Genomic DNA, 6,639 nt, shown 5'->3' on the forward strand with positions numbered 1-6,639 from the left:
AGCGTAGCCTCCTGTACACCTCATAGACTTTCCAAAAGTTTGTGGGCGTGTTTGTGTTTGGGGGAACGCATATGAAATCGCTTGCGAAGGGTATTGTCTATTTCTTCACCATCGTCATCTTCCTTACCGCTGCCTCGCTGGCACAGGCCCAGAACGGAACTAACAACGGCAATAATTCCGGCGACGGATCCGGCAATGGCAACGGCAATGGCAACATCACCGGCAATGTCGGCGGCGCCACGCTGAACAATCGCGATCGACGCCAGGCTCCCGCGGCGTTTGCCCCGGGCCTCGCGGCGGCCGGCATCGAAGCCTGCCTCGGCAGTGTCAGCGTCGGCGGCTCGGGCGCCGGCTTCGGCTTCAGCTTCGGCACCACCAAGCTCGACCAGGGCTGCAATATCCGCCTCTACGCCCGCACCCTTCAGGCCATGGGCTATCGCAGGGCCGCTACCCAGATGCTGTGCTATGATGCCGATGTTGCCGGTGCCCTGGCAACGGAAGGCATTCGTTGCCAGGTCGGCCCCAGGGCGGCACCATCGGCTGGCGTAGCCGGCGTGCAGCAACCGGCCCAGCGCTATGCCCGCGGGACTACCGCGACCCAAACCGCCTACGCGCCTCGCCGCAAATGTATGAGATACGACATCTTCCGCGGCTGTCTCGACTGAACGGGATCATGCCCGTCGGCAACCCGACGGGCTTTCCACACCATGCGCCGGCACGGGATGTCGGGGCTTGTGCCCAGAGCCATGTTCAGTGGCTCTGGGTACCTTTGATTCTTGGTGCCTTCTGATAATTTTCGCCGAATCCTCGACAGGACGCCTGATGTCGCCAGGTGTTCGAGCCTCGGATGCGCCAGCATCTTCGAGACCCAGCATCTTCGAGACCTGGAATCAGAGCGAGGTGCGCATCGATGGAAGCGCGCTCGGCCTCAGGCGTCCGCCTGCTGAGGCTGCGAGACGGCAAGGATCCTGGGCTCGTGTCCGGTCGCGCGCAGGAAGGCAATGAGGTCTTCGCGGGCGATCGTGGTGGTCTGCGTATTGACCAGCGGATGATGGTTGAGCTTGTCATTCTCGAGCAACGCCTGATCGAGCACCACGGTCACCTGCGCTTCGGTATCGTTGATGGCGCCGAAGGGCGTGACCGCGCCCGGCAACACCCCCCAGACCTGCGTCAGCAGCTCGGCCGAACCGAAGGACACCTTGCCCTGAGCACCGATGATCTCGTGGATGCGCTTGAGGTCGACGCTGGCATCCTCCTCCAGCACCACCAGGAACAGCCGGCCCTTGCGATCCTTCAGGAAGAGATTCTTGGTGTGACCGCCGGCGATCTGCCCCCGCAGCGCCTTCGAATCCTCCACCGTGAACAGGGGCGGATGCTCGACGGTCGTCACTGCGATGCCGAGCTTGGCGAAGAAGGCGAACAGGTCGTCAGGCGTGGCCGGCATGGTTCGGGGTCTCCTGGAAAGGCCCCCTGACTAGAACGACGGGCCGGCTGGCGCAAGGCTGACCGGCCAAAGTAAAAGGGCCCCGCCATACGGGGCCCTCGAAGACAGGATAAATGCTGTCGCGACCGATCAGAACTTGTAGTTCACGCCGGCACGCACCGTGTGCACGGAAACGTCGGTCTTGGCGGTGATCTGGGCGATCTCGCTGTTGGCCTTGATCGTCTCGGCCTTGCCGAGATCGACATAGAGATATTCGGCCCGCACGGTCCAGTTCTGGGTCAGAGCATATTCGGCGCCCGCACCGAGAGCCCAGCCGAACTTGGTCTCCGATCCGGACAGATTGGTGCCGCCGGTGCTGACCTTGGTCTTCACCTGGCCATAGGCAAGACCGCCCGTGCCATAGATCAGGACATTGTCGAAGGCATAGCCGGCGCGCACGCGGGCCGTGCCGAACCAGTTGAGCTCATTCTTCACCGTGACCGGAATGTTCTGAGCACCGATGAAGGTCTTCTTGGTGTCCAGGCCGGCATATTGCAGGTCGGCCTCGGCGCCAATTACCCAATTGGGATCGATCTGATAATTGTAGCCGATCTGGCCGCCGGCGACGACGCCGTTGGCGCTACCCTTGACCTTTGCGGCCCCGCCGTTCAGCCCGAAACCGAGAGCCCTCTCAAGCGTCGGTGCCGCCGCAGTCGGCACCGCCTTCAGATCCGTGTCGAGATTGCCGCGGCCATAGCCCGCACTCAGACCGGCATAGAAGCCTGTCCAGGTGAAGGATGGCACGATTTCCGGTGCGACCGGCTCGACGGGCGGCGGCGCCAGGTCGGCGGCGAATGCCGCTGCCGGCGCGAGAATGACGACGCCCGCAAGCAGAGCATTCCTAAGAATTTGCATTTTAATACCCCAGCACTTGGCACTTGTTACGCTCGAACGCCTGATAGCACCGCCTTTACATGAAATCCTATGACATAAATGCAACACCGGCTTTTTTATTGAGCAATCCATAATAGATATACTTAACAATTATAGTTAACGCCTCAAATAGCACAAAATAATTACGTAGAGTAAGATAGGAACAAACATCGGCAGCGCCGCACCCGGCGGCTTTCGTTCGAACATCGGCGTTCCCCTCGCGGCCAAAATCGCGTAAAGGAGCGCCGTCGCAGAGACCTTGACCCTCTGATGGACGGAAGGATGCCATGTTGAACTCGCTCGACCTGCCGCGCCGGCCGCAGGACACCCGTGTCGTTGTTGCCATGTCGGGCGGCGTCGACTCTTCCGTTTGTGCCGCTCTTCTCAAGGAGCAGGGCTATGACGTGATCGGGGTGACGCTTCAGCTCTATGACCATGGCGCCGCGGTCCATCGCAAGGGCGCCTGCTGCGCCGGCCAGGACATTCACGATGCGCGCGAGGTCGCCGACCGCATCGGCATTCCCCATTACGTGCTCGACTATGAAAGCCGCTTCAAGGAGGCGGTGATCGACCGTTTCGCTGATTCCTATGTTGCCGGCGAGACGCCGATCCCCTGTGTCGAATGCAACCAGCGCGTCAAGTTCCGCGATCTGCTCGGCACGGCACGTGACCTCGGCGCCGACGTGCTGGCGACTGGCCATTATGTTGCCAGCCGTGCGGTGCCCGGAGGGCGCGGCCTGTTCCGCCCGCGCGACGCCGAGCGCGACCAGAGCTATTTCATGTTCGCCACCACCAAGGAGCAGCTCGACATCCTGCGCTTCCCGCTCGGCGAGATGACCAAGCCGGAAACCCGCCAGGCCGCCGAGCGTTTCGGCCTGTCGGTAGCGGCCAAGCCCGACAGCCAGGACATCTGCTTCGTGCCGTCGGGCCGCTACGCCCAGGTGATCGAGAAGCTCAAGCCCGGTGCCGCCGTTCCCGGCGAAATCGTGCATCTGGACGGCCGCGTGCTCGGCCAGCACCAGGGCGTCATCCACTACACCATCGGCCAGCGCAAGGGCCTTGGCATCGCCACCGGCGAACCGCTGCACGTCATCCGTCTCGATGCCGAGGCGGCACGGGTGATCGTCGGCCCGCGCGAAGCACTAGCGACGCGCCATGTCGCCCTGCGCGATGTGAACTGGATCGGCGACGGCGCGCTTGAAGACCTGCCTTCCGAAGGCCTGGAGATCGCGGTGCGCGTGCGCTCCACCCGCGCGCCCAAGCCGGCCTTGCTGCATTTCGGTCCGGAAGGCCCGACGATCGAGCTTGCCGAAGCCGAGGACGGTGTTTCACCCGGACAGGCCGCCGTGTTCTACGACCACGCCGATGGCCAGGCCCGCGTGCTCGGTGGCGGCTTCATTCGGGGCGCACGGCCGCAGACCGTCTTCGCCTATGGCGGCCAGACCGCTGCAGCCTGATCCGGCCCGGCGCGCCATTGAGCGCGTGCTTTCGGTCCTTGCATTGCGTTAAGCTCTGGCCGAAAAGGAGAGCCCTCCTGTCGAGGGTTCGCGTGTGGATTGTTGAAACGGCGTGGTGCGATGGCCAGAGACCTTGATCCCTACAAGCTGTCTTCCCCCCGGATCTTCTTCATCCGCATGCTGATCTTTCTGGTGCTGGCAGCCTGCGTCACCGCCGTGCTCTATCGCCAGCTGTATATCGCCTTCATGGCCAATCCCGGCCTCAACGGCCTGATCATCTTCACGCTGCTGCTCGGCATCGTCTTCGGCTTCCGCCAGGTGATCCGCCTGTTGCCGGAAGTGCGCTGGGTCAATGCCTATCGCCTGCGCGATCCCGGCCTGGAGCTTCGGGACCAGCCGGTGATGCTGGCACCGATGGCGACATTGCTGGGCGACAAGGTCGGCCGGCGCTCGATCTCGCTCTCCACCCTGCGCTCCATCCTCGAATCGATCGGCATGCGCCTCGACGAGCAGCGCGAGGTCTCGCGCTATCTCACGGGTCTCCTGGTCTTCCTCGGCCTGCTCGGCACGTTCTGGGGCCTGATCGAGACCGTGGGTTCGGTCGGCAACGTCATCAATTCCATGTCGGTGGGCGGCGGCGACGCCAGCACCGTGTTCGAAAGCCTGAAAAGCGGCCTCGCCGCCCCGCTCAAGGGCATGGGCGTGTCATTCTCGTCCTCGCTGTTCGGCCTTGCCGGCTCGCTGATCCTCGGCTTCCTCGACCTGCAGGCCGGGCAGGCCCAGAACCGCTTCTATACCGAGCTCGAGGACTGGCTCGCCGCCACCGTGACGGACATCGAGGCCGAAGGCCTGGCCCGCGGCGGCTCGGACGGCGAGATGGCAGCCATCAAATCGGCGATCGAGCGCATGGCCGACGGCTCGCGCGAGGCCGGTTCCGGCCGCAATGCCACCGCCGCCATGGCCCAGCTCGCCGAGGGCATCCAGGGCCTGGTGCAGCATATGCGCTCCGAGCAGCAGATGATCCGCGACTGGGTCGAAAGCCAGGCCGAACAGCAGCGCGACATCAAGAGCGTGCTCGAGCGCCTGACGCAAGAGCGCGAGAAGAACTGATGCCGGAGTCAGAGTAATGCCGCTTGGGCGCAGCCGCCGTCGCGGCGAGGGCATCAATTACTGGCCGGGCTTCGTCGACGCCCTGTCGACCCTGCTCCTGTCCATCATCATGATTCTGTCGATCTTCGTGCTCGGCCAGTTCTTCCTGTCCCAGGAAGTCACCGGCAAGGACGAGGCGCTCAACCGGCTCAATGCCCAGATCGCGGAATTGTCGCAGCTGCTTGCGCTGGAACGCACCAATGGCCGCAACGCCCAGGAACAGCTGTCGGTACTCACCAGCGGCCTCGACAAGGCCAATGCCGACAAGACGCGCTTGCAGGGCCTGCTCGACGACGCCCAGAAGGATGCCGCAGCCGCCAGCGCCCAGGGCGGACAGGTCGCGCAAATCCAGGGTGAGCTCGACAGCCAGAAGCGCATTTCCGACCAGGCGATGGCGCAGGTCGAACTGCTCAATCAGCAAATCTCGGCCCTGCGCCGCCAGATCGCCGCGCTGGAACAGGCCCTCGACGCCTCCGAATCCAAGGACCGCGAGAGCCAGACCAAGATTGCCGATCTCGGCTCGCGCCTGAATGCGGCGCTCGCCCAGCGCGTGCAGGAACTCTCCCGCTTCCGTTCCGACTTCTTCGGGCGCCTGCGCGAAGTGCTCGGCAACCGTCCGGATGTCCGCATCGTCGGTGACCGTTTCGTCTTCCAGTCGGAGGTGTTCTTCCAGGCGGGGCAGGCCACGCTGCAGCCCGAGGGCAAGGCCGAGATGGACAAGCTCGCAGCCGCCCTCCTCGACCTGCAGGACAAGATTCCCACCGATATTCCCTGGGTGCTGCGCGTCGACGGCCACACCGACGACCGGCCGATCAACTCGCCGCAATTTCCGAGCAACTGGGAATTGTCATCCAGCCGCGCCATCTCCGTTGTGCAATATCTGATGTCGAAGGGGATCCCGGCACAGCGCCTCGTCGCAGCCGGTTTTGCCGAATTCCAGCCGATCGATACCGCCGGTACCGACGAGGCGCGCAAGAAGAACCGCCGCATCGAGCTGAAGCTGACCGAGCGATGAGCATGACCGCCGTCACGCTGCGCCGGGCCGGCGCAGCCGATCAACCCGCTCTATGCTCGCTGTGGTGCACAGCCTGGCAGGAAACCTATCCCGCCTTCGACTACCAGGCGCGCTGGCCTGGAATGTGGGCCCATTGGCAGGGATCTCAGGCTGAGATCTTCGTGGCGTCACGCGAGGACGCCGGGGCGAGCCCGATCATCGGCATGCTGGTGCTGATCCAGAAGGCAGGCGACGTGCTGGAACTGGAACAGATCGCTTTGCCATCCAGCGAACGGGGCAGCGGCACCGCTCACCTGCTGATGCTGTTTGCCAAGCAGCAGGCTCGCTCCGTCCTGCGCCTCACCGTCAATGCCTTCAACGACAGGGCGATCCGCTTCTATGAGCGCGAGGACTTCGAGCGCATCGGCAGCGGCGTCAACCCCGCCTCCGGCCTGCCGACCTTCGACTATGAATGGCGGCGCTGAAAAGGCAGCGGGCTGTTACGGTTGAAAACATTTTTTGAAGCAAATTTCCGCATGATTTCGGGCATAATCGTGCCGGAAAATCTTGGGGTTGTCGCATGAGTCGCAAATATTTCGGCACCGATGGCATTCGCGGTCGGGCCAACAGTGTCATTACGCCGGAACTGGCGATGAAGGTCGGCATGGCGGCCGGCCTCGCCT

The 6,639-nt window shown here is 63.5% G+C and carries 8 protein-coding genes; 6 read left to right on the forward strand and 2 right to left on the reverse strand.

The genetic code is table 11. The features are described 5' to 3' along the window. The first annotated feature begins 71 nt into the window (after positions 1–71). A complete protein-coding gene (locus QM672_RS21955) occupies positions 72–665 on the forward strand; it encodes a hypothetical protein (protein WP_311932876.1) in 594 nt (197 codons plus the stop codon). Positions 666–928: 263 nt separating this feature from the next. On the opposite strand, the gene QM672_RS21960 is transcribed toward QM672_RS21955, so the two are convergent. Both QM672_RS21960 and QM672_RS21965 read right to left on the reverse strand, forming a co-directional pair. Beyond that, positions 929–1,444, reverse strand: coding sequence for a prolyl-tRNA synthetase associated domain-containing protein (locus tag QM672_RS21960; RefSeq protein WP_311932878.1), 516 nt, complete (start codon positions 1,442–1,444; stop codon positions 929–931). A 129-nt stretch (positions 1,445–1,573) separates the two neighbouring features. Beyond that, entirely contained in the window at positions 1,574–2,338 is a 765-nt protein-coding gene (locus QM672_RS21965; protein ID WP_311932881.1) for a porin family protein, read from the reverse strand. Positions 2,339–2,643: 305 nt separating this feature from the next. Here QM672_RS21965 and mnmA point away from each other — a divergent pair, with 305 nt between their 5' ends. The 5 genes from mnmA to QM672_RS21990 form a co-directional block, all read left to right on the forward strand. Continuing rightward, the gene (mnmA, locus tag QM672_RS21970; RefSeq protein WP_415085119.1) at positions 2,644–3,813 is read left to right on the forward strand and encodes a tRNA 2-thiouridine(34) synthase MnmA; all 1,170 of its coding nucleotides are present in this window, start codon (positions 2,644–2,646) and stop codon (positions 3,811–3,813) included. A 120-nt stretch (positions 3,814–3,933) separates the two neighbouring features. Further along, entirely contained in the window at positions 3,934–4,923 is a 990-nt protein-coding gene (locus tag QM672_RS21975) for a flagellar motor protein MotA (RefSeq protein WP_311932885.1), read from the forward strand. 16 nt (positions 4,924–4,939) lie between these two features. Beyond that, the gene (locus tag QM672_RS21980) at positions 4,940–5,977 is read left to right on the forward strand and encodes a peptidoglycan -binding protein (RefSeq protein WP_068297785.1); all 1,038 of its coding nucleotides are present in this window, start codon (positions 4,940–4,942) and stop codon (positions 5,975–5,977) included. Next, entirely contained in the window at positions 5,974–6,441 is a 468-nt protein-coding gene (locus tag QM672_RS21985) for a GNAT family N-acetyltransferase (protein WP_415085122.1), read from the forward strand. Before QM672_RS21980 ends, QM672_RS21985 begins: the two co-directional genes overlap by 4 nt. Positions 6,442–6,536: 95 nt before the next feature. Then, positions 6,537–6,639 (forward strand): hypothetical protein (locus QM672_RS21990; protein WP_415085126.1); only part of this gene is annotated, 103 nt, incomplete at its 3' end.

Source organism: Labrys sp. (in: a-proteobacteria) (assembly GCF_047605565.1).
In the GTDB taxonomy this organism is placed as follows: Bacteria; Pseudomonadota; Alphaproteobacteria; order Rhizobiales; family Labraceae; genus Labrys; species Labrys neptuniae.